Here is a 22,033-nt window from a genome sequence, read left to right as displayed (position 1 = left end):
ACTCCCTCATGAGCATTCCCGGCTTCTCGCCGTTCCCCCCAATCCCCAAACGCAGTACGCCGGAGGCGGATTTTGACGCCAAGATGTATGCGCTGTTCCAGCACTTCGCGGTCACCCATCGCAATGAGCTGCTGGCCTTCATCGACTTCCTGGAGCGCAACGTCACCGCCATCGAGGGCGCGATCAATGGCGTCTCCGTGGGGCTGACCCATCCGGCGGCGGCGAAGTTCACCGATTTGGAGGTGCTGGGCGCGCCCGGCGTGCTGGCCAGGTTCCGCGACGGCGTGGCGTCGAACTTCTATGTGCAGACCGAGGGCAACAAGACCACCATCGGCAATGCTGCGGGCAGTTCCCGGCTGGCGCTGATGGCAGGTAATCAGGAGGCTATCGAGTTCGACAGCGCCGGTCGCGCCAGCGGCGCGGCGGTGCAGGCCAGCCTGACGGATCCAACCGCCGATCTTCTGATGAAAGTGGGCGCGTTTGGGCTGGGTAGCTCAATGATCGAATTTATCGGCGATATTGACGATGCCGGTTCGATGCCAAGTGGATTGTATCGTGTCCGGGGTGGTTCCACTGGCACACTACCACCGGGCCTTGCTGCTTTTAACCTGTTGCAGATACGCCGTGCAGCCGCTGATCCTCACAGCGAAACAACCCAGATCGCATTTGCGGCCAACTTCTCTTGCCTGCGCCAGAAACAAGGTGGCGTATGGGGCGCGTGGTCCGCTCATTACGGCCAGGGCAACCTTCTTGGCATGGTCTCCGAAAGCGGCGGCACGCCCACGGGCGCGGTGATCGAGCGCGGCAGCAATGCAAACGGCGAGTATGTACGCTTTGCCGATGGCACGCAGCTCTGCTGGCACTCCTTTCTGACAAGCAACAGTGCGGACAGTACTTGGGCATATCCGGCGACGTTTAGCGGTGCGCTCCGGGCCTTCGGGGCAGCGGAGAGCAGTATCGCGCGGATCGGAACGGTGCATCTGCCGGAGATCTCGTCTTTGCGATGCAATGTGTGGGACCTGGCAGGTGCCCGAACCGGCACTCGCATCAATTTAATGGCAATTGGCCGCTGGTTCTAAAGGAGCATCACAGCATGCAAATCTCATTCACGCCCACGCGCTGCGACACGGCGCTGACCGCAACCCGGCAGGGCGATGTGCTGACCCTCAACGGCGAGGCCTTCGACTTCACCGCATTGTCCGAGGGCGACGTGCTGCCCCGCGAGGCGGTGACCTGCGACTGGCTGGCCTCGGAGGCCACCCGTCAGAACGGCGAGATCCACCTGACCCTGATCCTGCCCCATGGTGCGGACGCGCCGGAGGAAACCCGCTTTCCGCAGCCCGTGACCCTGACCGGCGACGGGTCAGTGCCGCTGCCGCCCTATGAGGTGGTGCAGGCCGTAACGGATGAAGCGGAGGGTGAAGCATGAGCAATATCGACTTTTCCAAAGTGGTCACCGCTGCCGCGCGCATCGAACAGGACCGGGCCAAGGCACTGGCAAAGCTCGCCGACATTCGCTGGCAGTGTGCCATGGCGGGCGTGGTCCTGCCGGGTGGTCTGCAGGTGCCGGGCGATGGGGCGACGCGGCTGGCGCTCTCCGGCGCGGTCAGTGCCTTGCAGCAGGGCATGATCAGCGCGCCATTGGCGTGGAAAACACCCACCGGCTTTGTGGAGCTGACAAAGCCGCAGGTCGAGGCGGCGGCGCAAGCCGTGGTGCAGCACATTCAGGCCTGTTTTGCCGCCGAGGCCACAGTGGCGGCGCAGATCGAAGCGACGAGCGATCCGGCGGGCTTTGACGTGGCTGCGGCGTTCGGCACGGCGCTGGCAAACTGAGGACAGGACATGACCATGATCGAAAACAGCGACCGCGGGATCACGTTGAACAAGTCGCTGGCCTGGACCGTCGCCTGCGGGCTGGTGGGCGCGGGGCTCTGGGTCGGCTTGCAGGTCGCAACGCTGCGCGGAGAAACCGAGAGCCTTGCCCAAACAATCAACGGGCTGCGGGTCGACCTGACGGCCTCAGAGGCGCGGCAGACCGCCTTGACCGGGCGTGTGCGCGCCAATGAAACAAGCCTCGCCCGTCAGGATGAGCGCCTGTCTCTGATTCTCTCCACCCTGAACAAGATCGACAACCGGCTGGAGCGCATGGAGCGCCTGCCGATCCGCTAGCAACCGCAAATTTATCAACTCAACCAGCCCGCCAGCGGGCTCTTTTGCCATGGAGACATCCCATGAAACTCATCACTGATTGGAAATCCACCCTCACCGGTGCCTGGTCTATCCGCCTGCTGATCTTGGCGGCGGTGATCTCGGTGCTGCCGGTGTTCATCGCCTTGGTCAGCCCGGATCTGTTGGGGGTGAATCCGCTGATCTTTGCCGCCATTGCTGCCGGCGTGAATCTGATCGCCATCCCGGCGCGGGTTCTGGTGCAGCCCACCTCAAGCCTCTGGGCCCGATTCCGCCGCGATGAAAGCGGGGCCGTGCACAAGAAGACTGTCGGCGTGTTTGCTGCCGGCGGTGTCGCGCTGGCCTCGGCCGTCACCTTCATCGGAGATTGGGAAGGCCTCAGGACAACTGCCTACCGCGATATCGTGGGCGTCTGGACTGTCTGCTATGGCGAGACCAAAGGTGTGCGCCCCGGTGATCGCTACAGTGAGGCTGAATGCGACGCCATGCTGGCCCGCGAGATCATCGCCTATGAGGCCGCGCTGGATCGCTGTCTGCAGCCAGAGGTGCCGGTGGGCATGAAGATCGCGCTGGTGTCCTGGGCCTACAATGTCGGGCCTGGCGCGGCCTGCCGATCCACTCTGGTGCGCAAGGCGAACGCTGGCGATCTCGCCGGCGCATGCAAAGAGCTGCCGCGTTGGAACCGGGCAGGGGGATCGGTCATCCGTGGCCTTTCCAATCGGCGCATGTCGGAACGTGCCATGTGCCTGAAGGCGCTGGAGACGTGAGATCTTGGGGAATGATTGCGGCGCTGGGGCTTTCTGGTGCCGTCGTCTTATGTGCAGCGGGGTGGGGAATCTGGTCCCGGGGCTATCAAGCCGGCGTCGCTGCCGAAATTCTGCGTCAGGACAAGGTACGACAGCACCGGCAACAAGATCTGTTTCGTCTTGCGGATCAGCTGTCTCAACGCGAAACCGAATTGGAGACCTACCGCCATGCACAACAGATCCACGCGCAGGCGCTCGAGGAGGCCGCGCGTGCGGATCCTGATAGCACTCGTCCTGGGATCAGCTATGACGGGCTGCAGCGCCTGGAGCGGCGCTGGAGGCCTGCGCCTTGATTCTTTGCCGCCGGCGGTTGCGGCGTCCTGTCCGCATCCCTCAACACTTCTGAGCCGTGGCGGCACTGTTACAGATGACGAGATCAGCCTTGGGCGGATCGGAGATGCCTTGATCCAGTGCGGGCAGGAAAAAGCCATCGCCGTTAAAGCCTATAATGGTGTACGGAGGGTGTTGGTGCAGTAGTCGCGCGAGCACCTGCACATTGCTCCCTGCTTGCGCAGCGATGTGGCGGTGTACAAGCGTCACTCTAGGACATCCTCGAAGATGCCTTTCGAAACGGGAGCGTTGTTCCGACCTATGGCATAGGAAGACATTCTACGACATGTTGTGCAAATGAAAGAACTGCACAGAGCCATCAGGTTACTCTACACGGGTCATAGCCAGCGCGCCCGCCGGTTTCGCTATGGGCTGATCTTATTTGATGCGCTGACCATCATCTATTTTATCGCGACTGCAGCACTGCCCACGACGCCGACAATGTTCGCAATCAATACCGCGCTTGGGGTGCTGATACTATTGGACCTTGCGGCGAGGTCTTGGATATCCCAGAATTTGCGCAGAGAGCTTATGCGCATCTATACGCTGGCAGATTTGGTTGTTGTGGCATCACTGCTGTTCGCGCCGCTTCTCACCGGAAACTTTGCCTTCTTGCGTGTTCTGCGCGGGCTGCGTCTTATTCACGCCTACCATCTACTGCGTGACCTCAGGCGCGAGAGCCTATTCTTTCGACGCCATGAGGACGCGATCCTCGCGGCAGTAAACTTGTTTGTCTTCATCTTCGTGACCACGTCGCTGGTCTTCGTCCTGGCCTTCGATGAAAAGGCTGGTCTCACTGGCTATATTGATGCGCTTTATTTCACGGTGGCGACGCTTACAACGACGGGCTTTGGTGACATTACCATGACGACACCAAGCGGGAAGCTGCTATCAGTGTTCATCATGGTTGTAGGTGTGGCGCTGTTTGTGCAGCTGGCACGCGCCATCTTCCAGCCGTCTAAGATCAAGTACAAGTGTCCTCAATGTGGCCTGAACCGGCATGAACCGGATGCTATTCACTGCAAGCATTGCGGCGAGTCGGTGAAGATTGAGACCGAGGGCGAAGTAGGGGCATAGGGCAAGCTAGGCCGCGCCCTTCCCTGTGGTTGGCGCAACGTGGACGACGTTCTCGTCAAGGTTGACCATCACGTCGCCGTCCTGGGAATTGACCTGGAGCTTGATCGAGCGGCTGGCCAGATCGGCCAGTGCAGCAGTATCGGACACTGAAAAGTCGAGCTAGTGTTCTTACCCTTTTGATCGCGGTTCGGCCCCTAGCTGCCATCGGTCAAAGCCATCGACGCCGCGATGCGGCTTCCCAGATGTGGATGTAACGTTGCCGCTCAACCCCAATTGCTCCTACCTTCGGCGGTCTTTTAGCGTATTGGGAGAGAAACTCTTAGAAGGACGAACAATGGCAAACTCACAGCCCCTACCGGAACTGGTTCATGCAGCGCAGCGCTCGGCAAAGGCGTCCCTGGACCGGGTTTCAGAAATTTTGAAATGTGCCGAGGGTCAAACCCTTTCGGACGCACAAAGCAAAGAAATCGCATCTGAAACGGACTCTATTAAATTGGTTTCCGTGGATATTTTCACCATGTTTGAAGCACGGATGCAGCGCCATTTCAAACGCGGCCCGCTGTCACGCAAAGTAGAGGCCGCGCTTTTGGCGGCTGGGCATGCCGGCGTCGCTGATCGCCTTCACCAGTACTATTTGGCGATCAATGTCTTGAAGCACGGCCGAGGCGCGAGCCACCGCGAGCTACTGAACAACAAAAGTGCGATGTTGGTAGCGACGCAGGACAATGTTGAGGAGGCGGAATCACAGGGCGTGCCCACGTGTTTGATCGATGTAACCTCGCCGCACTTCTTTGATGAGCTGGCAGCAACCATACTTGACGCCTACCAATTTCTTGAACGCAGACAAAGCTAGCTGGCATGATCGGCTCAGACCGGACACTGTTAAGCTTTCTAGTAGACTGCATCGCAGCACACAAAAGCAGTCACTCATCGCGTGTGCGCAGCGTGGATTTATCCAGCTTTATTGGGTTTCTGCTTTGCTCGTTTTTGGTACTCTACATTAAGGTTGCCAAGAAGAAATTGAGCAATAAGGATTGGTAGATTATGCGCGACACGCTCCGTCGTATTTGTGAACTTCAGCCTACATACTCTTCCGAAAATACGCCGGCAATGCAGGAGCGTGGGCGGCTTATTCGCCAAAAACTTGTCGAGGAAATCCGCGCGCTCCGCAATCCACTGACACGCGCGCTCGGTCCTTTCGGCCATGACTTCCATGTTGAAGGTTCAGACGGGATTGGTCGCAAGACTGAGCTCGCTTGGGTACGTTTTTGTTCGAAAGAGATGTCGCCGCGCCCGACCGATGGCTTTTATGTCGTCCTGCACTTCTCAACCGATGGTTCAGGTGTAAACATCGCTGTCGGATGTAGCTCCTCCAAGTTCCACAATGGCTCTTCGATAGTTTTGCCGCTAGAGGAACTGGATAAACGCTGCGAATGGGCACGTGAGATTGTCTTTGAGGAACGCGGTAGGCTGAAATCTTTCACAGATGCGAATGATTTTGGCGCGAGAGCGAAGCTTCCCAAATCGTTCGAGCGCGCTTGCGCACTCGTGAAAAAGATCGCTTACAGCGACATTGAAGATGGTGTCATGGAGCAGCACTTGATCGAAGCCGCGGAAATGCTGCGGTCGATTTACGCGGCGCAGAGAATGGGCAGAGAGCTCTCCCCGGCAGACCAGGCCGAACTCGATATGCTCGACATCACTCGCCCGGCATCCGATGCACGAAAGGGTCAGGGCTTTGGCCTCAACGCCAAGGAACGTAAGGCAGTAGAGCTACGCGCCATGGATATCGTTGAGGATTGGTTGCGATCCCACGGGTATAAGCCAAGCAACACCTCTGCTACCAAGCCTTACGACTTCGAGGCCACGAAAGATGAGGAAACACTCTTTGTTGAGGTAAAAGGCACGACCAGCGATAGCGCTGATGCAATTGCAATGACGCATGGCGAGGTTGCGCTGCATCGCAAGGCGAAGGGGCGTACGGCTCTGATGATTGTGACATCCATTCGTTTAAAGAGGGATGAGACGCAGCCCGAAGCATCCGGCGGAATACTGGAGACACTTGTCCGCTGGGATATCGATGAATGGGTGCTGGAACCGACCTCGTTCCGCGTCTCGCGCGGCGAAGCAACCTAAGACCAATCGACTTGCTTGGCGGGTACGCCGGGCCAGAGCATGTCGGTATGCTTCTCGTGAACCCAATTGAATGGAAGTCCGCTAGTATTTTTGCAGAGCTCAAGAGCTTCCTCACCGCTCAACGCTAAGGCCCAGCCCCATTTTGAGTGCTGCTTCTCTTCGGATCGGCTGGCTTCGAGCTTCCATACACGCATGAGCATAAACTGATAGGCATTCGTTAAAGAAAGGTTTCCATTAATGAGAAGTTTTCCCTGAAGGCCGTAACTAGCAAGTCATTTTTCGACGCGACCCAAACAGTAGGTCTTGATCGTGTCTACTTGGACTTTGTTTCCGTCATCACTCCATCGGGACAAAACCACTCGTCCACTGGCGAAGTCACGGCTTGGCGCACAGATCACACGACATGTAGGCTTGCTCTGGCTTCAATTGATAGTTCCGCAAATCAGGCAAGCTTTATGTTGGCTTGCACGTAACGGCCCATACCGGGCATTGGCCCAACCTTCGGGTTGCTGCGCCTGCAACCCGCATAGCCGACATTCACTGCAGGTGCGCGATCTGGAGATATTCGAACTCACGGCCTGCGGACAATCGTAGCTGTGCAGAATTAGTCACGGGCTCCGGCATCACTCAGAAGCATCTTGAAGAGCGCCTGCTGGGTCAGATTGAGGCCGCTGATAAATGCCCTTTGGCGGTCTTCCAAATTGCGTTTGCGCCTCGCGTCGGTTGCGCCATGCACGATCGCCGAGCGAACGTCATAGAACTGCTTGATTGCAGCTCGTATGTCGTCCTTATGTGTTTCATCGACACCCAGCAATTCAGCCATCCCATCTTGGAGTTTTTGGCTGATCCGACCGCCTTTAGGCCTAAACATCAATTCCAACGATTGCGAAATGTCCAGAATTTGATCGTTGGCACCAAAACGCCCCAAACGCGCCAGAGCTTCTGAGAGCCGATGAATGATTGGCGCAAGGCGTTCAAATTCCTCGTCTCTTCGTTTGATATAGGCTTGTTTGGCCAGATTGATCGAGCTGTTCTGAAGCTGTGGAGGGGCTCGAAAAGGGTCGTGCCGACGTCCGACTTGACGTATCGGTTGGACACCACCTTGACTGTGAGCCAAGCCCAACAAGCTATGTGCGGATCGATGCACACACCCGTGCATCAACATGAAAGGTAAGATCGGCGTTTGGTTCGCAATGGACAGGATTTCCAGAAACGTGAGAGCGTCATCCTCAAATCTTGGCGGCCAACTGGGCCGCTCCTCCCGATAGTCAGTCTTCCTCCGAAACACCGGTCGCCAGTGGAACGGCCGCACCACAGCGCCAATCTGCCGCCAATCACGTCGATCCATCTCTTCTGGCACAAAATCCCGGATCCATTCGCGATCCAGATAATCAGAGAGGACGGCAGCAGGTTTGACGATTAAACCCTCCTGAATCTCAAATTCGTTGCGAATTTCGGGACCATGGAAGAGCAGTAGATCGTAGCCCAGACCGAGCCCGTTTGGGACATCGATTTCTAAGGTCGTCGAACTCAGATCAAGGACCGATCCAAGTTCGTTCGCAGCTTTTTCAAACCCGCCGTCGCCATGGGCATAGGCGCGCTCCAGTAGACCGGCCACGATCTGTGTCAGCCAGGTGAGCGATGTCCCGTTCAAAATTTTGACGTGAAATTCGTCATTTCCGATACACGTCCCAAGCGGCCTGGCGAGTGTCGGGTGTGACCTCAGGATACCTCTTACCGGGTCAAGCGATTCGCGAAGCGGCTTGTAGTATTTCTTCTCAATAGATCGTGAGGCAGAGCGCGCGAGATCATAGAGATGGGCCAAATCATCCTTTGGAAAGGGTGTTTCATCTTTGCCGTTGAATGACACGCGAGGCGGGTAAGAATTCGCCTGCCAATATGCTTCAAGAAATGGTTCTTGAACTTTGGCGAGATGGCCCAGTGATGACGCCAGGCGGGCGCACCATGAATTCAAAGAGTATGTCATCAGACACATCTAGCTGAAAATGGTGGAGATGACATCGGCCCATTGCAGAAATTGACCTGTGATCTGGATCGCTGCTGTGCGGCTCATCGAAGGAGACATTCGCTGTGAGCGCTAAATCTGGTGCTCGACGAAACGCTTGGCGAAGAAACAACTATCTACGAAGCTTCGTCCACGCAGGCCGACGCGGGTTTCGCAGAGGAATGCCTAGGCCAGAAACACGCACTTTCACACGCCGCCTTCCCACCTGCCGCCCGTTAAGTCTGACTACCACATCCATGAAATGGTCTCCTTTGTAGGCGCTGCTTTCTGTGTTTCGGATACCTGTCCCTGCGACGTGTCCTAAATCGTTCACAGACTCTGCCTCTGAGCCTTCGTTGCGAACCGTCCAAAAGACTTGGCAGCCTTCAGGAAGTTTTCCTGGCTCCGCAATAGAAAATGAGAGCTCACATCCTCTCGGGATCGGACCGATTTCGTTGTACCCGCTCCACCTTCGATTTCCTGCCGTTGCAGCAACGGCAATATCGGGGTCGCAGCGATACACAGAGACGGCACCATTTACCACTTTGGTACTTTCGGATTGCGTTTCTTTTTCCGGGAAGGGGAAGAAGTGCCGGAACGCTTCTGACCAAACATCCGCACTCTCGTACTCGTCGATTGCGTCGAGCGCCCGATCAGCGATTCCTAGGAACTTCTCCAACTCTACCTGAAGGGCCTCAAAGTCGTCTTCAGAGAGACGATTGAGGTCTTCTGCGCTGTTTGCTGGATTTCTAACAACACTCGAACTACTCAGACGATCTAGGATACCTTTGATCACGGCTCGCAAGATTTCATCATCACCCGACAGGTTGTCCGTAGCTGTTGCAACTAACGTTCTAGCAACGAGCACCGTGAGTAGAATGGAAGACGGCCTAGATGCCTCTTCAAAAGTTAGAGCCGCCCACATCTTTAGGTAGCGTGTCAGACGTCTGGCCCGGTCCCGCTCATTCCCGTCAAACTGATCCTTCCACCAAACATAGATCGCCTTTGGGTCGCTGTTTTCCCATTCGTCGTCTTCAGTGGCTAGCTCGCGCGCATCATCTTCACGATCTAGATGATAGCTTGGAACATCGATGTGAAAGTCTTCAGTGAACCGAATTCTGTTGCAGCGCGTTTTCGGCGCTGTCACCTCGGAAGCATCATTGGCATCGTCGTTGGCATAGTCTGAAAGGATCTCTTGAACTCTGTCTTTCAGCTGTTTTGCACCGACATCCCCGTCTTGTGCACTTCCATGCCATTCTACATACACGCCGAGGTCGATATCGAATTCTTCGTTTAAGCGTGCAGGTCTGATTTGCGTACCAAACTTGTAGGACCCTTGTAACCACGACGAGACCGGTTTGCTGAACTCTGACTTGAGACCCTCTTTGAGTACGCCAGCAAGGTCGTTCCAACGTTCTTGTTGGTCTTGCACTTGCTGCTCTGAGGGGCGAATTCGATACGAAAGAGTATTCTCACGATTTGATGTGCTGTGGAAAAGGAGTGCCGCAATGCCCATGTTCAACCTCTCAAACGTTTTAAATACAGCGAAACTTCCTCTCGCTGGAGAAAGTCTTCTTCGTCCACGGTATGGTCAAGTATTCCCGCAGCCCTAATCGTGGGTAGATAGTCACGGAGCGAAGATTCTGCTAAACCCATCAAGTCCTTGGCCACTTTGGGGTTGGCATTGTCCAGCGTGATATCAGAAAGCTGAGCAGCTGATGGCTCTGCATCAACCCTAATGTATCTGTCGCCAAGACGATGGCGCATAACAAAATCCGTATTCATTTGCTGCGCTGCAATCATCACAGAAATTGCCCGTTGCTCTTGAATCCAATCGAGCCAACTCATGTCGCTGGCTACGCTGGCTGGAAAGCTGAATTTCGATGTCGTTGTACCGATGCTCAGCACTTCTACGTCACCCAAATCCTGATCCAAGAAGTACTGAGCTTCATGAATGGCCAAATCATCAGGGCTATTAGCGTACATCCCGCCATCAGCAAAACGCTCGCTTCCAATGGTATGCAGCGGGAAATATGAAGGTGCCGCCGATGTCGCCATGGCCACATCCACAAGAGGTAACTTCCAATCACGGACAAGGCGCGGGTGGTGCGGTGTCTTGAAAGCTTGTGGGCTGCCCTTGGTCACGTTCACGGCAGGCACCAAGACCTTTTGCTTGAGGTCCCCGATGTAAGTGTCCTCTCCGACTAGTTCGGCGATCAAGTTTCTGAGCGGAGCCGGATCGTAGCGCGCAGCGCTCTTCGTTTTCCAATAGTCGAGATACTGCGCCATCTTGCCTTTGGGCGGGTTATCCTCGCCGAAGATGGCCGAGCCTTGGGATTCCATCGCGGCCGCAACTTCCTTCATCGACGTCTTCCCAGACGCTATTGCCAAAGCGAGAATCCCACCAATAGAAGTCCCGGCAATTAGATCGAAGCGACGGTGTAGCGGCACGTCCCCGCTCTCCTCCTCTAATCCAGCCAGGACTTGAGCAGTGTAAAGGCCGCGGTAGCCACCACCAGAGAGAGTCAGAATTCTAAATACCACCACCACAAGATAGTGATGTTTTGTTACCATGCAACTCTAGATGTGTCGTTTCTTGCGCCACACGGAAAACTCGTGAATGTCAGTTTAAGAACGAACAACGCAGAAGTTTCGCATTTGCAGCGAATGGCCGCTCTCCGCCGATTTTGTGGAAAAACTAACGTTTGCGTACGCAGAAATAGCTGCTCAAAATCCATCGCGAGCGCCTTTCTTATCAGGCTTTGCGCGTTTGCTGCGGTGCAGGAAGGATCTTGGCTAGTTTGCGGAGGTTTTGGGCGGTGGCGGCGAGGAGGAATTCGTCATTTGCTCCGCACGGCCCACGTAATCGTAGTCGTCCGAGTCCGAGAATGCGTTTCAGATGGGCGAAGAGCATTTCGACCTTCTTCCGAAGCTTCATCGCAATCACGTATTCATCAGTTTTGGCCAAATCCCTGGCAACTTGGCGGGCATCTTCGTGTTCTTCACGGGTGATCGACCTGGTGTCAGCATTGGGGCAACACTTCGGCTTGGATGGGCAAACCTGGCAGGTCAGTTTCAGAGCACGATACTTCGCGCGGCCCTTGCCGGTCGGGCCCCGGTCCGGATCGGAATAATTCCGACGGAACTGCTTGAGCGCGTGACCCTCGGGGCAGATATATTGATCGTTCTGTGCATCCCAGTCGAAATCTGTGCGCGCCCAGGTGCCATCAGGGCGTCCGGCCTTGTCGATCACCGGGATGTAAGGATCGATCTTGCGATCTACAAGCCAGCCGAGCATTGGGCCGGAACCATAGGCTGTGTCGGCGATCATCCAGTCAGGGACCAATCCGAACTTGTCTTTTACCCGCGTTAGCATGGTTTTTGTCGATCCAACCTCGGCTTGCCGGATCGAACGGGTGGGTTCCACGTCCAAGATAACACCGTGATCTGTGTCGATCAGGTAATTGTCGGAATAGCTAAAGAAAGCAGGTCCTTTCCGCGCCGCTGTCCACTGACTGGCCGGATCGGAATGCGAAGTGAACTTGGGCTGGACATCGCTGGCCGCGCCAAACGCAGCCTCATCCAGCGTGTCGAAATACTCTCGGACTGCGCGGGGTGCATCTACGGCATCGATGGACGACGCATCCCACTCTTCCTTCGGTGTTGAGTTTTGCTTGTTCGCATCCGCTTCGATCAGACTGGCATCGACTGCCATGCGCTGACCGCTGGCGAGACCTTCCTCGATACAGCGGGCGACGGTCGTCTCGAACAGGTGTCGCAGAAGTTCGCTGTCGCGAAAACGCCCATGCCGGTTCTTGGAAAACGTTGAATGATCCGGGATCCTGTCGGTCAGGTCGACGCGGCAAAACCACCGATACGCGAGGTTCAGATGCACCTCCTCGCAGAGCCGCCGCTCAGACCGGATGCCGAAGCAATAGCCCACCAATAGCATCCGGATGAGGAGTTCGGGATCGACGGAGGGCCGCCCGGTGTGGCTGTAGAAATCTGCCAGATGTGTCCGAATGCTGCTCAGGTCGACGAAACGATCAATGGATCGCAGCAGGTGATCCGTGGGGATGTGATCCTCCAGCGAGAACTCGTAGAAAAGTGCTGCCTGCGCTTCCTGCCTAGGTCCCAACATCCGCCACTCCTACCGCTCACGGGACGAATTGAATCAGCAGTTCAGGCCTCAATCAAGGAAGAGTTTTTCAACAAAATAAGCCCCTTGCATCACACGACGTGAACGGCCCAGAGCTGCAGTTCGCACAAAGCGCGGCGGATGACCGGCCAGCCTTAAAAGACGACCTATCGTAACATGGCGCAGCAAAACCGGTTGACAAAGGGTGACCTGCAACAAAGAGCACCATCAATATTGACCCTATACTGCAAATGTAGGAGAGGAGGGGTACCTCATCGTGTCTCATGTAGCAGATGCCAAGTGCGCTCGCAGCACAAAAAAATCTGGCTGACAGCCTAGCGTATTAACCTCGAACGCTAGAAACTAGGCCGGCGCTATAGTATGATTAGGTCAAAGCCCTGAGAGCATTGCGACTTCTATGATTATATTCCATTCTAGCTTCACAGCCGAAATTACGGATTTTCTACCGTTGACACACTTCGGAACGTATGCAGCTGCACGTGACAATATAGAGAGAAGTCGCAAAAAAAATCAGTGTAATGGTCCAGGCTATATTTATAAATGTAGCATTACATCACCCGACAAGATTATATCAATATCGGATCCAGGAACTACAAGGCCTTACGCTATTGTGACCTCGCTAGCCAAATCAAAATTTTTCGTTCCAAGCGGAGATTTTGAAGCCAACTGGAAAGCTTCCTCCCAAATACGAACGGAGCTAACAAAATTAATGGATGAGAATGAGGATGAGTCAGAGATTTTTCCTGGTGACAAGGAGCTATATAGAAATTGCAGGTGTCACCTTGCCAATTTCCTTGTCTCACAAGGCGTCAAGATGATGAGCTATAAGAATGAAGTTGAGGACACTGGCTCGACTTCATTTATCGTTGTGGACCCGACGATACTAGCGAATAAAAATTGCATGACGCGCATTTGAGAGATGAGTGTTAGTAATAGTGCATTCGTTACGCGGAAGAGGCAGAAGTGCGGCGAACGTCAACTGTCAGACCGCGATTTAGATCTCTCCGGCTTTGGATCGGATCACGGTGAGATGTCCGCTTCCATGTCTTGGCAAGGGTGCGTTCGCGCATGCTGAGAAAGTCGGCTCCCGGCCCTTGGCGTCGATCGAACGGGCTTCGGCCCTGATCCTCGCCTGAATGTCCGCTTCGGCGGTGCGGCAAGGGTGCCTTTGCGACCGCTGCGAATGACCGCTCTCCGCCCTTCGTTTCAGAACCTGGTCGCATCCGGCGCTTTGTACGAATGGGTAAGAATGGCTGGCAATGCCGCCACTGTCCACGGCGACGGGAGCGGCGGTTTCGTCCGCACCGTTCCCGTTCGATGAAGTCTAGAGGTTGCACCTGCGGTAATCCGCAGGCGTATCAGCAGTGGCACTACGATGGCGGTACACAAGGTTCGCCCGTCGAAGTGTGGTTCGCGTGTGAACTTCACTGATCGGCGGCTGGTGGATAGGGTGTGTTTGGCGGACAAGCCGACCATCGCGGAGTTGCAAGGGGGTAGATGGAGCGTTAGGGGGGCAGCCCTCAGGCATCCGTTGTACATCCCACAATCCTAACACCGCCCCGTGTGCTGACTTCGTATCGGCAGCTACACCTGACAAAGTAGCTGAAGAATTTCGAGTCGCTTATTGAATTTTCGATCCGTAGAAATGCGTTTTCGGGCGTGGTCCACCCTCATTGTAAGTGATTGATTTATTTAGAGGCGTATAGCCCTCGTTCGTGGTCCATATGCCCCCTGTATAATGGGGGTGAGACACTGATATGCGTTGACCGTGTGGGGGCACCATTTTACATTTCGATGTAAATCTCAGACAAATCTGAAATGTTATAGTGGTTTTTGGAGCTTGCTAGCCGTTTTCGCAATCGCATGCCGATGGGAATGGCCATTTTGCTTGTCGCACACACCCGTGCTCCGCCATAGTTGGACTTCATCAGGCACCCTCCTGCTTGCGCAGCTGGATCCTGTTTACGGCCAACCTCGTCTTCGTCGACGCCAAGAGGGCGACCGCGCGGTTCGACCGCCTTATCCACCATTGTGTTTTTGCCGAAACTGGCAGACGGAGTTGGCGCTTCAGAGACCGCGATGAGACGGTATCGCGCTTGCCCGATAGGGTGAAGGCGACACCGGTTCGGGCCATCTGCGGGTGTATATGAGACTGAGGTATACCCAAAGCAGCCATTCGCGGTGGTCAGAGCGGATGTTCCTCATGGCGTCCTGCATGATGGCGAAAGAGCACCGGGTGGGCGTTGGGGGGACGCTCTCCCACACTGCCGAGACATGCGAGCAGGCGTGTTGCTCTGATCACACCGGAATGGCATACCAGAACCGGCAAGGTGGGCCCGGCGGAGGCGCAACAGTCACGGATCGCTGCATGGACGCGCAGGATCATGTCGTTCCAGCCATCGCCGCCGTCGGGCGTTTCGTCTCGGGGGGGCAACCGGGTAAGCGGGCGTCCTTCGAAGACTCCCCAGTCGCGTTCTCGTAGCCCCGCATGCGGCGTTGTGACACGATCAGGAAAGCCAAGCTGGGCGGTTTCCTTCGCGCGCGCCATCGGGCTGCAGAACACTGTAATCGGTTCTTCCCAGGTCAACGTGGCCAGGCTGCGGGCCTGGCTGCGGCCATGGTCTGTCAGCGTGACGTCCAGGCGGCCGGCGATGATGCTGTCGCGGTTGGCCGTCGTCTCGCCATGGCGGATCAGGCAGATCGTGCGCGGCGGGAGGGGGGGCAGATCTTCCATCACAATGTCACCGTCTCATGCAGGAAAACCTGCGCCTCAAAGCCATTTTCCACAAGGTATTCCTCGGGCAAGGTGCAGAAGGCCGGGGCAAACCGCGTTGCACCAAGGCGCTGGATCATGGCGATTTGATCCGACAACGGCGGGTGGACGTTCCAGCGGCGGAAATAGCCGCCCTCAACGGTTTCGACACCACGGGCATGGGCGGTCATATGTCCGGTGAAAACCACATGCGCGTCGCGGCCCAACCGCCCGCTTTCACGCCACGCACGGACATAGGCCCAGGCGGCCCCGCCGTCGGCATTGGGCGTGTCGCAGATCAGAAACCGCGCCTCGTCCAGTGGGCCGCGCTCCAGCAACGGAGCGATTTCCTGTGCGCGATCCGCGACACCGCCAGAGGCAAGTGCGGCGCGCAATCTCATGCAGCATTCCGGGTCCAGCAAAACCGCCTCTGGTCCGAAGCGGCGCATCAGATGCAGCGCGAGTTCGCCGGCGCGCCCCGAGGGCGGCACGGGAAACAGGACCTGACCGGGCAATGTGTCGATCAGCGCGTCAAGGTCGGCGAGGCGTTGGGATTGAGGCACATTGCTCAGGTGATAGGAGCAGTCGATGATCGCGGTGGCCGCCTTGGGTGGCAGATCAAAGGCGAACCATGCGCTTTCCTCCGACCAATCGCCCGAATAGAACAGCCCTTCACCCAGATCAAAATGGAACCACACGCCGCCAAGCGCGTGCCCGTTGAGGCCGGTGGTCAGGCGAATGCCGTCGATCAGCATCTCGCCGCGTTCTGGCAGCTCGATCACCTGCGCCGATGGGGGAAGCGCCTGCGCAGTATGGCGGGTGGCGTAGATCGGCAGGCCTGCCTCTACCGCGTAGGCCGCGCCGCCGATGTGGTCGATATGGTCGTGTGTTACAAAGACCGCATCGACGCCGTCGAGCCAGCTGGGGTCGAATTTCGCATTGGCTTCGGGACCAAACCCGCAATCCAGCAACCAGCGCTGACGCCCGGTGTCCAGGCGCATGGCGGCGGGGCCCTTGTCTCCGATGCCGGAGAGAACGGTAATGGTGCTCATGTGTCTCTCCGGATCAGGCGGCAGCAAAGGCCCAGGGGGCCGTCAGCGCGAGGCCGATATGTTCGCCCGGCGCGTAGCGGGTGTTTGACTGGGTGACGAGAGGCTCGCCGCTTGCGGCCACCAGATCGAGCCGGTAGCGCCCGCCCAGATAGGTCACACGTTCCACGCGGGCGCGGATGTCGCCGGTCTCGGCAATCGTCAGGTTTTCCGGGCGCAGACAGGCCATCTCCGGGGTTGGGCTGTCCGTTTCAACCCTCAGTCGCGTGCCGAGCAGGGTGGCCTCACAGGCGCTGTCGGAATGGCTGGTCCCAGTCAGGGGCACAACGGCGCCATCGCCGATGAATTCGGCGACAAAGCGACTTCGGGGGCGGGCATAAAGCGCCTCGGGCGTGTCCAGCTGTATGATGCGCCCCTCATTCATCACCGCGATCCGGTCCGCCATCGCCATGGCTTCGGCCTGATCGTGAGTGACATACACCATGGTCGCGCCCGTGCGCTGGTGAAAGTCGCAGAACACGCCCTGCATGGAGGCCCGGAGTGCCACGTCGAGGTTGGCGAGCGGCTCATCCAGCAGCACGGCAGTGGGATCAGACACAAGGCAGCGCGCCAGGGCAACGCGCTGTCGTTGCCCGCCAGAGAGGTCGGAGGGCATGCGGTCGCCATAGGGACCGAGGGCCGTGGCCTCAAGAGCCGCATCGATGCGGGCCTCGCGATCAGACTTTGACAGTTTTCTGATCTCCAGCGGGTAGCCCACGTTACGGCGCACCGTCATATGCGGCCAGAGCGCGTAGGACTGGAACACATACCCGATGTTGCGCTCTTCCGGCGGCACAATCAGGCGCGTGTCTGCGTTGGCGACTTCGCGATTGCCGATGCGGATCGACCCTGCGTTGGGCTGTTCAAACCCGGCCAGCAGACGCAACAGTGTGGACTTGCCGCAGCCAGAGGGGCCGAGAAGGGCCAGAAATTCGCGATCATTCACACGAGTGGTAACCGATTGCAGGGCGGGGGCGCCGCCGAAATGCTTGCCGATGTTTGTGAGGGTCAGCTCTGCCATGGGACAACTCCTTTGGGCAGGCGGCGGGATGTAAGCTGGATCACCGCCATCAGGATCATGACGACAAAGACGATGGTCATGGCGACGGCAGAGGCCATCACCGTCTCGCCGCTGTCGTCGAGGTTGAAGATCACCACGCCAAGGGTTTCCGTGCCCGAGGACCACAGCAGGGCGGACACGGTCAGTTCGTTGAACGCGGTCAGAAAGACGAGGATCGCCCCCGCAGCGGCCGCCGGAGCGGAGAGCGGCAGAACGATATCGCGCAGGCGGCGCCAAAGCGGTGCACCAACAGATTGTGCGGCCTCGTTCATCGCGGGATCAAGCTGTCGCAGGCTGGATTGCACGGGCCGAAACATCACCGCAAAAAACCGGGCGAGATAGGCGAGGAAGATAATCCAGATCGTGCCGTACAGAGTCAGGTCGGTGAAGGGCAGGTTGATCAGTAGCAGGATCATGGCGATCGCCAGCACCACACCGGGCAGCGCGTAGGGCAGGTCCAGAAGACTGTCAAAGGCGCGGCTCAGGCGGGTTTGATGGCGGTCCATCAGCCAGGCCAGTGGCAGGCACAGGGCCATCAACACAACGGCAGCACCGATCGACAGACCAAAGGAATTCACAAAGGCCCGCCGGGTCGAGGGCTGACGAAACAAGGCCTCATACCACCCATCAAGCGACACCGTGTCGAGCCGAAGTGGCACGCCGTAGGCGGGCACCAGCGATGTTGCGAGCAATCCCATCATCGGCAGCACCAGAATCCCGGCAATCACCAGCCAGAGCGTGATTTCGACCGGCAGACGTGCCCGTCCCAGCGGTATTGCAAGCGGGCGGCCGGTACTTCCGACCAGATGTACACGTTGGCGGCGTTGGAAAAAGCGCTGTATCAGAATGCCGGTGATGGCCACGATGCCGATCAGGATCGCCAGCACTGCGACCTCTGCCAGAACGGTTGTGCCCATGCCCGCAAGCCGTTGATAAATCAGGGTCGGAAGGGTGGCGTAACCTGCGGGAATACCAAGCATTGCGGGGACGCCGAAATTGCCAAGCGCGGTCACAAAGGTGATTGCTACCCCGGCCAGCAGGCTCGGCAGTGTCAGGGGCAGCACCACTTGCCACCAGATGCGAAACCCGCGCGCGCCCGAAATCCGTGCGGCTTCGACCACCTCTTGTGGGATCGCGCGCAGACCAGCGCGCAGGGTCAGGAAAATGATCGATGTATGCTGGATTCCGAGAAGCAGAATGATCCCCCCAGGCGAATAAAGCGGCTGCGGCGCGCCAAGGGGCGGGGCAAGGCCAAGCGTCTTCAGCAAGACCGAGGACGGTCCCATCATCTGCGTCCAGGACAGGGCGGTGATCTGCGGCGGGATCATCATCGGGATCATCAGGCAGAACACCAGCGCAGCCTTGCGCCGCAGATCCGTCAGGGCCACCAGAAAGGCAAAGACACTGCCGATGAGAACGGAGATCACCGTTCCCAATCCGGCCGTCACCAGCGAATGACGCAGGGCGGAGTGGGTCGCAGGTTTGGCCAACACTTCGGAGAAAAACGTCAGGTTGAGGCTTCCGCCCGCAGTGACACCTTCAAAGAACAGTCGCGCGACAGGGGCGAGGGTCACCAGGATGGCCAGCCCCAGAATAAGCGACAGCAGCCGGCCCTCGGACCGGCTGCTGCTGGGATTTGCGGATGCGAGGGTCATTCGGCGCCGAAAAGCTCTGCGAATTTCGCCTTGTTGGCGTCAGCTGTGGACAGCGCCTGTGCCGGATCAAAGGACATCAGTTTGATGTCGTCACGGGCCGGGAAGCCTGCGGGCACGCCCATGTCGTTGCGGGCCGGGATGTAGCCCATGTCGAGGACCAGGTCCTGACCTTTCTGGGACAGCACGAAGTCGACGAACTTCTGCGCGGCATCGACATTCTTCGCGGTGTCGAGGATCGCAACAGGTTCGGTCACATAGGAGACACCTTCCTGCGGGAAGACGAATTCCACGGGGGAGCCGTCGGCCTTGTTGCGGATCGCGAGGAAGTCGACAACGACGCCATAGGGTTTCTCACCCGAGGCCACGGCCTTGAAGGTGCCGCCATTGCCGCCCTGTGCGCGCGCCTCGTTGGAGGCGAGATCGGTGTAGTAATCCCAGCCCAGAGCCTTGTCGCCGGTCAGGGTCGCCAAGTGAATGAGCGCGGCACCGGAATAAAGCGGCGAGGGCATCGCGACCTGACCCTTGAGGGAGGGATCGGCCAGATCGGACCAGGAGGTCGGCTGGACCTCGGCGCCGGTGTTGTAGACGATGCCGGTGGTGATCAGCTTGGTCGAGTGATAGAACCCCTCGGCGCTGTAGAGCGCGGGGTCATAGGCTGCGGCTTCCGGCGATTGGTAGGCCTTCAGGTGGCCGTCCTGTGCCATGCCCTCAAGCGTGACGGTGTCTGCGATCAGCAGGACATCGGGCTGCGGGTTGCCGGCTTCGATTTCCGCCATCAGACGGGCCATCAGCTTGGTGGTGCCGTCGCGAACCCACTCAACCTCGATCTCCGGGTTGGCTTCGGTGAAGGCATCGACGGTCATTTGCGCGTCAGCATTGGGTTGCGATGTGTAAAGGGTCAATGTCTCGGCAAACGACGCAGATGCGGTCAGGGCGAGGGCGGCGGCGGACAGAAGGGGTTTCATCCGAAATCTCCAATTTGGCTTTCGTTCGAAAGTTATGACGCTGCCCGTATCCACTGAGTTTGAAACGGTTTTGTGACGGTTTGGCAAAGAAAATATTATCTTGCTCGCTGCTGAATGCGCTTGCTAGGACCGTGGGGTGACTTGTTCACTTTCAAAGGAAAGCGAATGCGACGAAGCGAGTTAAATCGGCGGCGAGACGCCATCATCGGCCTGTTGTGTGACATTGATGAGATGTCTGCCGCAGCGCTCGCCGGCCAGCTGGAGGTTTCGGTTCAGACCATTCGCGCCGATCTGCGCGATCTGGATGAGGCGGGGCTGGTGCAGCGGCGGAACGGTGTCGTGCGCCTGCGGCAGCAGTCGGAGAACATTGGCTATGCGCCTCGGATCAGCGTCGCACGGGGAGAGAAGCAGCAGATCGCCCTCGAGGTACAACACCTCGTGGCGGACGGCGCGCGGGTGGCGCTGGGCACGGGAACCACGGTCGAGGCTTGCGCCCGGATGCTGGCGGCGACGCGCAAGGAACTGTTTGTGGCCACCAACAACATGCATGCGGTGATGGCGCTGCAGGGGGCGTCCGGTGCGACCGTTTCGCTGGCTGGAGGCGCCGTTCGGTTGCGCGATCTTGACCTGATCGGCACAGCCAGTCGTGAATTTTTTGCAAATTATCTCGCGGATATTGCGATCTTCAGCTGTGGGGGCGTGTCTAGTGCGGGCGAGGTGCTGGACTATAACACCGATGAGATCGCGGCCCGGGTTGCGGTCTCTGGCTGCGCTCAGCGGAAGGTTCTGGTGATGGATTGTGCGAAATTTGGTCGCGAACTGCCCTGTCGGAAACACATGCTCTGGGACTACGATGTCATTGTTACCGGGGCGGAATTCCCATCGACGCTTTTGGCGCGCTGCGCGTCAGAGGGATGTCGGGTGATCCAAGTGGAACGATCCGCAGAGCCGATGCGCGCGCCCCTCTGATCGATATATAAACTGGGCTTAGCGCAGATTTTTGGGGCGTCAATTTTCTGACAATCTAAATGATAATAATTTTAATAAATTTTGAAAATCATTTCGCTCGAATGGGGTGCGGGTGATTAAGGTTTCGGAAATAACTCTGCAACATCCTGCTGAAGTAGGCTGATAATCCAAAACGGATTCTTGGTGATGTCTCTATTCAGTAGGATGGTGAAATGACGAGTGTTTCTATTAAAGCCGCATTTGCGGTCGCAGCCATGGTCTCGATGTCGGCCTGTGGTGGCGATGTGCGATCTGATTATGATGCGTTCAATAGTGTCAGTACCCGATTGAATGTGGACAACGATCTGTCCAGCCTGACCCGCGTTGCGATTGCACCAACGCAAGAACAAAGCATGAACGCGTATCTGACAGGCTATAGCTGGTGGGATAACACGCCGCGTGGATCGGCCCAGATTGCGCGCCCGGTCATCCATCGCACCGCAGGTGGTGTCGGGACATACAAGGATCCCATCACGCTCGCCGTCGGGCACCGTAAAACCGGTGGCCGCAGTATCATGGACTACAAGCCGGGAACGCGCTTCTATATCGAAAACCTGAAGAAATACGCCATTGTCGAAGATATGTGTGGCGATGGACCTCGCCCGCAAGAGGGGCCGTGTCACACCGGACATCGCGGGCATGACTGGATCGATATCTATGTGGGGGGACGCCGCATGGACGAGGCCTCGGTGGATGCCTGCATGCGCCGGATTACCGGGATCCAGTCGGTTATCCTCAATCCGCGACCGGGCTATCCGGTTGTACCGGGCGAGATTGCCTCCACCGGGTGCCGCACGTTCTGATG

General features: G+C 57.6%; 22 protein-coding genes. 11 read left to right on the top strand and 11 right to left on the bottom strand.

Annotation, left to right across the window (positions count from 1 at the left end; all coding sequences use genetic code 11):
* The first annotated feature begins 8 nt into the window (after nt 1-8).
* The 6 genes from R1T40_RS09840 to R1T40_RS09815 all read left to right on the top strand — a co-directional run bounded on the left by R1T40_RS09840 (nt 9) and on the right by R1T40_RS09815 (nt 3,286).
* Complete coding sequence (locus R1T40_RS09840; protein WP_317386788.1) at nt 9-1,079, top strand: hypothetical protein; 1,071 nt, start codon at nt 9-11, stop codon at nt 1,077-1,079.
* 14 nt (nt 1,080-1,093) lie between these two features.
* A complete protein-coding gene (locus R1T40_RS09835) occupies nt 1,094-1,429 on the top strand; it encodes a hypothetical protein (RefSeq protein ID WP_317386787.1) in 336 nt (111 codons plus the stop codon).
* Complete coding sequence (locus R1T40_RS09830) at nt 1,426-1,833, top strand: DUF4376 domain-containing protein (protein WP_317386786.1); 408 nt, start codon at nt 1,426-1,428, stop codon at nt 1,831-1,833. The genes R1T40_RS09835 and R1T40_RS09830 overlap by 4 nt, the downstream gene beginning before the upstream one ends.
* Before the next feature lie 9 nt (nt 1,834-1,842).
* A complete protein-coding gene (locus R1T40_RS09825; RefSeq protein ID WP_106163722.1) occupies nt 1,843-2,169 on the top strand; it encodes a hypothetical protein in 327 nt (108 codons plus the stop codon).
* 62 nt (nt 2,170-2,231) lie between these two features.
* Entirely contained in the window at nt 2,232-2,954 is a 723-nt protein-coding gene (locus R1T40_RS09820; RefSeq protein WP_317386785.1) for a lysozyme, read from the top strand.
* 11 nt (nt 2,955-2,965) lie between these two features.
* Nucleotides 2,966-3,286: a hypothetical protein gene (locus tag R1T40_RS09815; protein ID WP_317386784.1), complete on the top strand. Its 321-nt coding sequence runs from the start codon at nt 2,966-2,968 to the stop codon at nt 3,284-3,286.
* Between the two features lie 40 nt (nt 3,287-3,326).
* Here the strand turns inward: R1T40_RS09815 and R1T40_RS09810 are convergent, their stop codons facing one another.
* Nucleotides 3,327-3,533 (bottom strand): hypothetical protein, encoded by a 207-nt coding sequence (locus R1T40_RS09810; protein ID WP_317386783.1) that lies wholly within the window; start codon nt 3,531-3,533, stop codon nt 3,327-3,329.
* Between the two features lie 87 nt (nt 3,534-3,620).
* On the opposite strand from R1T40_RS09810, the gene R1T40_RS09805 reads away from it, so the two are divergent.
* The gene (locus tag R1T40_RS09805) at nt 3,621-4,400 is read left to right on the top strand and encodes an ion channel (protein WP_317386782.1); all 780 of its coding nucleotides are present in this window, start codon (nt 3,621-3,623) and stop codon (nt 4,398-4,400) included.
* Nucleotides 4,401-4,406: 6 nt separating this feature from the next.
* Here the strand turns inward: R1T40_RS09805 and R1T40_RS09800 are convergent, their stop codons facing one another.
* Nucleotides 4,407-4,547: a YaeQ family protein gene (locus tag R1T40_RS09800; protein ID WP_317386781.1), complete on the bottom strand. Its 141-nt coding sequence runs from the start codon at nt 4,545-4,547 to the stop codon at nt 4,407-4,409.
* A gap of 187 nt (nt 4,548-4,734) precedes the next feature.
* Between R1T40_RS09800 and R1T40_RS09795 the strand changes: the two genes are divergently transcribed.
* Nucleotides 4,735-5,253 (top strand): hypothetical protein, encoded by a 519-nt coding sequence (locus tag R1T40_RS09795; RefSeq protein WP_317386780.1) that lies wholly within the window; start codon nt 4,735-4,737, stop codon nt 5,251-5,253.
* Nucleotides 5,254-5,444: 191 nt separating this feature from the next.
* Nucleotides 5,445-6,536 (top strand): MrcB family domain-containing protein, encoded by a 1,092-nt coding sequence (locus R1T40_RS09790; protein WP_317386779.1) that lies wholly within the window; start codon nt 5,445-5,447, stop codon nt 6,534-6,536.
* A 604-nt stretch (nt 6,537-7,140) separates the two neighbouring features.
* Here R1T40_RS09790 and R1T40_RS09785 read toward each other — a convergent pair.
* The 9 genes from R1T40_RS09785 to R1T40_RS09745 all read right to left on the bottom strand — a co-directional run bounded on the left by R1T40_RS09785 (nt 7,141) and on the right by R1T40_RS09745 (nt 20,220).
* The gene (locus R1T40_RS09785) at nt 7,141-8,523 is read right to left on the bottom strand and encodes a HEPN domain-containing protein (RefSeq protein WP_317386778.1); all 1,383 of its coding nucleotides are present in this window, start codon (nt 8,521-8,523) and stop codon (nt 7,141-7,143) included.
* Nucleotides 8,524-8,674: 151 nt separating this feature from the next.
* Nucleotides 8,675-10,057, bottom strand: coding sequence for a CBASS cGAMP synthase (locus tag R1T40_RS09780; RefSeq protein ID WP_317386777.1), 1,383 nt, complete (start codon nt 10,055-10,057; stop codon nt 8,675-8,677).
* Nucleotides 10,058-10,059: 2 nt separating this feature from the next.
* Nucleotides 10,060-11,115, bottom strand: coding sequence for a CBASS cGAMP-activated phospholipase (locus tag R1T40_RS09775; protein ID WP_317386776.1), 1,056 nt, complete (start codon nt 11,113-11,115; stop codon nt 10,060-10,062).
* Between the two features lie 181 nt (nt 11,116-11,296).
* Nucleotides 11,297-12,682 (bottom strand): IS1182 family transposase, encoded by a 1,386-nt coding sequence (locus R1T40_RS09770; protein ID WP_317386775.1) that lies wholly within the window; start codon nt 12,680-12,682, stop codon nt 11,297-11,299.
* Between the two features lie 2,203 nt (nt 12,683-14,885).
* Entirely contained in the window at nt 14,886-15,434 is a 549-nt protein-coding gene (locus R1T40_RS09765; protein ID WP_317386774.1) for a histidine phosphatase family protein, read from the bottom strand.
* Nucleotides 15,434-16,504 carry an MBL fold metallo-hydrolase gene (locus R1T40_RS09760; protein WP_317386773.1) on the bottom strand — a complete coding sequence of 357 codons (1,071 nt, stop codon included), beginning with the start codon at nt 16,502-16,504 and terminating at the stop codon, nt 15,434-15,436. The genes R1T40_RS09765 and R1T40_RS09760 overlap by 1 nt, the downstream gene beginning before the upstream one ends.
* Before the next feature lie 13 nt (nt 16,505-16,517).
* Entirely contained in the window at nt 16,518-17,561 is a 1,044-nt protein-coding gene (locus R1T40_RS09755) for an ABC transporter ATP-binding protein (protein ID WP_317386772.1), read from the bottom strand.
* Nucleotides 17,549-19,255 (bottom strand): ABC transporter permease, encoded by a 1,707-nt coding sequence (locus tag R1T40_RS09750; RefSeq protein WP_317386771.1) that lies wholly within the window; start codon nt 19,253-19,255, stop codon nt 17,549-17,551. Before R1T40_RS09750 ends, R1T40_RS09755 begins: the two co-directional genes overlap by 13 nt.
* On the bottom strand, nt 19,252-20,220 hold the full coding sequence (locus R1T40_RS09745; protein ID WP_317386770.1) for an ABC transporter substrate-binding protein: 969 nt from the start codon (nt 20,218-20,220) through the stop codon (nt 19,252-19,254). Before R1T40_RS09745 ends, R1T40_RS09750 begins: the two co-directional genes overlap by 4 nt.
* A 165-nt stretch (nt 20,221-20,385) precedes the next feature.
* Between R1T40_RS09745 and R1T40_RS09740 the strand changes: the two genes are divergently transcribed.
* Together R1T40_RS09740 and R1T40_RS09735 are read left to right on the top strand one after the other, a co-directional pair.
* Nucleotides 20,386-21,189 carry a DeoR/GlpR family DNA-binding transcription regulator gene (locus R1T40_RS09740; RefSeq protein WP_317386769.1) on the top strand — a complete coding sequence of 268 codons (804 nt, stop codon included), beginning with the start codon at nt 20,386-20,388 and terminating at the stop codon, nt 21,187-21,189.
* 212 nt (nt 21,190-21,401) lie between these two features.
* Nucleotides 21,402-22,031, top strand: a complete 630-nt coding sequence (locus tag R1T40_RS09735; RefSeq protein ID WP_317386768.1) for a hypothetical protein — start codon at nt 21,402-21,404, stop codon at nt 22,029-22,031.
* Nucleotides 22,032-22,033: the final 2 nt, after the last annotated feature.

The sequence above is a fragment of the Tritonibacter scottomollicae genome (genome assembly GCF_032924845.1).
Lineage (GTDB): Bacteria > Pseudomonadota > Alphaproteobacteria > Rhodobacterales > Rhodobacteraceae > Epibacterium > Epibacterium scottomollicae.
Note: the sequence above shows the minus strand (reverse complement) of the source record. Positions and strands in the feature narration are given on the sequence as shown.

Coding starts and splice junctions, on each gene's coding strand:
- R1T40_RS09840 (WP_317386788.1), top strand. CDS start 9: ATGAGCATTCCCGGCTTCTCGCCGTTCCCCCCAATCCCCAAACGCAGT.
- R1T40_RS09835 (WP_317386787.1), top strand. CDS start 1,094: ATGCAAATCTCATTCACGCCCACGCGCTGCGACACGGCGCTGACCGCA.
- R1T40_RS09830 (WP_317386786.1), top strand. CDS start 1,426: ATGAGCAATATCGACTTTTCCAAAGTGGTCACCGCTGCCGCGCGCATC.
- R1T40_RS09825 (WP_106163722.1), top strand. CDS start 1,843: ATGACCATGATCGAAAACAGCGACCGCGGGATCACGTTGAACAAGTCG.
- R1T40_RS09820 (WP_317386785.1), top strand. CDS start 2,232: ATGAAACTCATCACTGATTGGAAATCCACCCTCACCGGTGCCTGGTCT.
- R1T40_RS09815 (WP_317386784.1), top strand. CDS start 2,966: ATGATTGCGGCGCTGGGGCTTTCTGGTGCCGTCGTCTTATGTGCAGCG.
- R1T40_RS09805 (WP_317386782.1), top strand. CDS start 3,621: ATGAAAGAACTGCACAGAGCCATCAGGTTACTCTACACGGGTCATAGC.
- R1T40_RS09795 (WP_317386780.1), top strand. CDS start 4,735: ATGGCAAACTCACAGCCCCTACCGGAACTGGTTCATGCAGCGCAGCGC.
- R1T40_RS09790 (WP_317386779.1), top strand. CDS start 5,445: ATGCGCGACACGCTCCGTCGTATTTGTGAACTTCAGCCTACATACTCT.
- R1T40_RS09785 (WP_317386778.1), bottom strand. CDS start 8,523: ATGACATACTCTTTGAATTCATGGTGCGCCCGCCTGGCGTCATCACTG.
- R1T40_RS09780 (WP_317386777.1), bottom strand. CDS start 10,057: ATGGGCATTGCGGCACTCCTTTTCCACAGCACATCAAATCGTGAGAAT.
- R1T40_RS09775 (WP_317386776.1), bottom strand. CDS start 11,115: ATGGTAACAAAACATCACTATCTTGTGGTGGTGGTATTTAGAATTCTG.
- R1T40_RS09770 (WP_317386775.1), bottom strand. CDS start 12,682: ATGTTGGGACCTAGGCAGGAAGCGCAGGCAGCACTTTTCTACGAGTTC.
- R1T40_RS09765 (WP_317386774.1), bottom strand. CDS start 15,434: ATGGAAGATCTGCCCCCCCTCCCGCCGCGCACGATCTGCCTGATCCGC.
- R1T40_RS09760 (WP_317386773.1), bottom strand. CDS start 16,504: ATGAGCACCATTACCGTTCTCTCCGGCATCGGAGACAAGGGCCCCGCC.
- R1T40_RS09755 (WP_317386772.1), bottom strand. CDS start 17,561: ATGGCAGAGCTGACCCTCACAAACATCGGCAAGCATTTCGGCGGCGCC.
- R1T40_RS09750 (WP_317386771.1), bottom strand. CDS start 19,255: ATGACCCTCGCATCCGCAAATCCCAGCAGCAGCCGGTCCGAGGGCCGG.
- R1T40_RS09745 (WP_317386770.1), bottom strand. CDS start 20,220: ATGAAACCCCTTCTGTCCGCCGCCGCCCTCGCCCTGACCGCATCTGCG.
- R1T40_RS09740 (WP_317386769.1), top strand. CDS start 20,386: ATGCGACGAAGCGAGTTAAATCGGCGGCGAGACGCCATCATCGGCCTG.
- R1T40_RS09735 (WP_317386768.1), top strand. CDS start 21,402: ATGACGAGTGTTTCTATTAAAGCCGCATTTGCGGTCGCAGCCATGGTC.